The organism is Sulfuricurvum sp. MLSB (assembly GCF_000747095.1).
Lineage (GTDB): Bacteria > Campylobacterota > Campylobacteria > Campylobacterales > Sulfurimonadaceae > Sulfuricurvum.
In genome coordinates this window covers 1-2,751 of the sequence record NZ_JQGL01000063.1, presented here as the reverse complement: position 1 = coordinate 2,751, position 2,751 = coordinate 1, and the positions used below count along the sequence as shown (strand labels likewise).

General features: G+C 37.8%; 4 protein-coding genes. All 4 read left to right on the top strand.

Annotated features, from left to right (window positions below):
- Positions 1 to 929 (top strand): hypothetical protein (locus JU82_RS05625; protein ID WP_294892277.1); only part of this gene is annotated, 929 nt, incomplete at its 5' end.
- A gap of 330 nt (positions 930 to 1,259) precedes the next feature.
- Complete coding sequence (locus JU82_RS05620) at positions 1,260 to 1,649, top strand: hypothetical protein (RefSeq protein ID WP_037947754.1); 390 nt, start codon at positions 1,260 to 1,262, stop codon at positions 1,647 to 1,649.
- A gap of 2 nt (positions 1,650 to 1,651) precedes the next feature.
- On the top strand, positions 1,652 to 2,266 hold the full coding sequence (locus JU82_RS05615) for a hypothetical protein (RefSeq protein ID WP_037947751.1): 615 nt from the start codon (positions 1,652 to 1,654) through the stop codon (positions 2,264 to 2,266).
- 2 nt (positions 2,267 to 2,268) lie between these two features.
- Positions 2,269 to 2,574: a hypothetical protein gene (locus tag JU82_RS11830; protein WP_294892273.1), complete on the top strand. Its 306-nt coding sequence runs from the start codon at positions 2,269 to 2,271 to the stop codon at positions 2,572 to 2,574.
- Positions 2,575 to 2,751: the final 177 nt, after the last annotated feature.

Genomic DNA, 2,751 nt, shown 5'->3' with positions numbered 1-2,751 from the left:
GAGTCTGGTATATCGGAACTAGATACAATCATGCAGACACTTATAAAACTATTCTTGAAAGAAAAGTAGCAATCCCAAGAATCTATCCAGCAACAGACACGGGCGCTCCAGACGGAGAACCCGTCTACTTATCAAGAGAGCAATGGGAAGTAAAGAAACAAAGATCTAGTGCGTATATGGTTGCTTGTCAGATGTTACAAAATCCTCTTGCTGGCAGCGAAATGGAGTTCAAACCTGAATACATTCGTAGATATGAATTAAGACCTCAAATACTGAATGTAGGAATACTAGTAGATCCAGCGTCTTCTAAGAAAAAGGGTTCGTCTGATACAGCTTTTGCAGTTATAGGAATGGATGGTCAGTGGAATAAATACTTGCTAGATGGAGCAATCCACAAAATGAATTTGCATGAAAAGTGGATAATGCTTAAAACTCTTAGAACAAAGTGGTTGAATAAACCAGGCATTCAAACTGTTACTATTGGATATGAAAAATATGCTCACCAGTCTGACATCGAACATTATAGTCAAATGATGATAATAGAAAATAACAGTTTCCCAATAGATACAGTTTCGTGGCCTCTTGATTCAGCAGAAGGCAGTAAACGAGACAGGATACGTAGATTACTTCCTGATCACCAGAATTGGAAATTTTTCTATCCATACGAAGGTGATGAAACTTCTTTACAAAAACGTGCTAAGTTAATGGGTAAGGGTCATTTAATTGCTAAACCAATAATTAGAAAAAATCAAGACGGAAGATTATACAATTTTACTAATTATATAATAAATTCAGAAATGATGTTTTTCCCAGCTTTAGTTAAAATGGACGGGTTGGACGCGATGTCGAGATTTTATGATTTACAGATAAAACCTCCTATGTTATACGAAGACAAATATATCTACCCAACAATATGCGGAGACGATTAGTATGGCTGACAACGAAGTCACAATAAGTATCACAGACATACTGTCTGAGGTTTTAAAGGCAGATAAATACCACTATGAAACTGATACAGCATACGAATTCAGTAATGGGCGGAAATTTGAAAGTTCAGATAAGAGTGACTCAGGTATCTATGAATAACTACACTCCTCATCCTGATTACGATGAGTTACCTGATTGTATTAAATATCTCTATACTGAAAAAGAGTTTGCATGGTTAGGGGACTTTGACAGAAATAGACTTCTAGAGACTGAATGTTGTCCCGACGCAGAAGGAGATGATTGATGAAAATAATAAAAAATAGGAGAATATTATGGCTGATATAACTATTGTAGAAGAAGGGGATGGCAGAGGAAGAAAACTTTTTAAAACACTAATAAAAACAGAAAGAACAGCTCTGGTTTTTGCTTCGGGTGAAACGGTTAAAAGTTTTACTATTTTGACATGGGCGAAGGTGATCAGGATCATTTTTGAAATGCCATCATTTGCAGGAGCGGTGGTAACGGGTATTGTTTCAATAGAAAATTCAGATGGCAAAGAAATTTATGCCTCTGCCGCTGGAGCGGAAAGCAATACACATGTGTATTCACCTGATCCAAGTATTCCACTAGTAGAGACAAACACAGTCAAGGTAACTCTTAATACCGACCCACTCAGTGATGGGACTTGTTACGTGACTATGTACATTGAAGGAGGGAATTAAAAATGGCGATACATCACGATGATCAAATGAAAGGCGATGAAAAGACGCTCTCTATTGAACCTGTTGTTATAACTGAGGTGGTAGTTAAAACAATAGAGAAAATAATCATGTCTCCGAAACTTATTGAAGTTGAAGTAGAGAAACCTATTTTTATTGAAAAGCAATATGAGAGACCAATTATAGTTGACAAGGAATATGAGAGACCTGTTCTTATTGACAAGAAGTATGAGAGACCAATAATTAAAGAGATAAACTGCGAAAAGCCTATAATTAATGACAAGGAATATGAGCGACCTGTTATAGTAGAAAAGATATATGAAAAACCGGTTATTGTTGAAAAGCAATACAATATCCCTGTTCCAAAAGAAGTGCCTTATGATGTTCCGGTTGTTTCTATGAAAAAGGTTAAATCAGCAGCAGAAACCGCTATCGCTGTAGTTAATGAACTAAAGGAAGTTGTAAGGCTTTTAAAAGAAACGGTGGAAGAAATCAAAGAGAAACTTCCAAAAGAGATTAAAATGCCGGAAATTATACGTGAGGAATACATCGTGAAAGACGTGAAAATCATAGAAGATACCATCCATGTCATTGGTAAAGTTATAGCAAGGGGGGCGTAATAGTGGCTGAATATCACGAACATAATCACCCACGAAAAATATCGTCAATTAAGGATGGGGAGATAGCGCTCTACGGGTCTTCTGATGGCGGAACAACGTGGTATCCTGTAAAGGTGGATGATTCAGGTAGAATCAACTTTCTCTCAGGGTTAGTTCCTCATGCTCACGATTACATTTCGCTTTCATATACAGGAACCAACTTGACCGGCGTTGTTTATAAAACAGGCGGATCGGGCGGGACAACGGTGGCGACCCTTACTTTAGGATACGATGGAAGTGACAAACTGATAAGCGTTACAAAAACGTAGGAGTTGTAAATCATGGGATATAAATTCAATCCTTTTACAGGCACACTTGACGAAAGCGCTCCCGTTGGAGCAGGTGCCACGACTTTCGTGGAATTAACTGACACTCCTGCTAATTATACAGGAAGTGCAGGATTGTTCGCAAAAGTCAATGCGGGAGAAACTGCTTTAGAATTTGCG